Raw genomic sequence first — 905 nt, forward strand, 5'->3', positions numbered from 1 at the left:
CAAAGTGACTATGCCACGTAAAGAGACAACACCGCATTCTCCAACAATCGAAGCAAACGAAGAGCAAGTCAATGTAGAGGTAACACCGAAAGATGAATCAACAAAATTAGTGATTAATTATACTAATACAGAGGGGCAAAGTGATACCATTATCGTAAGTAAAAATGGAGAAGTTTGGTCATTAAATAAAAATGTTCCGCACATAGAGGTAGATGAAGCAACCGGAAAAGTAACAATAGGCTATCAAGCAGTACAAGCAGAAAGTGAAGTTATAACAACTGAAACAAAAGGAAATAGCGACTCGAGTCCAGAAAGTAAAGTGACAATGCCACGTAAAGATGTCGCTCCAGAAGGGCCTGTACTAAAATCAGATCATGACAATGCGAGTGTAAGTATAATTCCTTCAATTAATTCAGACAAAATAACTATCAAATATCTAGATGTCAATGACCAAATCGCTACAGCAATAGCCACTAAGAAAAATCAAAGCTGGTCATTGAATAATAACATTTCAGGTATTTCAATTAATTCTCAAACAGGAACTGTGACAATTAGTTATGTGGCTGTGCAACCGGAAAGTGATATTACTGCTACTGCGTCAAATGGTAACAGTGATAATAGTATTGTCAAACATACAATTATGCCTGCTAAAGAAGTTAAACCTCAACCACCAGTGGTAAGATCTAACATAGAAGAAGCAAATGTCGAAATTATACCACATAATGATGTTACTAGATTAGATGTTCACTATGTTGATTTGAAAGGGCAACCGGCTACTATTACAGCAACTAAAGTTGGCAATGGATGGACTATTAATAATAATATTTCTAATATAAAACTTGATGAAAGCACCGGTAAACTTACAATGGGACACCAAGCGGTGTTAGCAGAAAGTGAAATAGTAG

The 905-nt window shown here is 35.9% G+C and carries 1 pseudogene; it reads left to right on the forward strand.

The features are described from left to right. Positions 1–10: 10 nt before the first annotated feature. Positions 11–905: pseudogene (locus tag HMPREF3154_RS07115) on the forward strand (YSIRK signal domain/LPXTG anchor domain surface protein); the annotation flags it as partial.

The organism is Staphylococcus sp. HMSC06C11, assembly GCF_001808345.1.
Taxonomy (GTDB): Bacteria; Bacillota; Bacilli; order Staphylococcales; family Staphylococcaceae; genus Staphylococcus; species Staphylococcus capitis.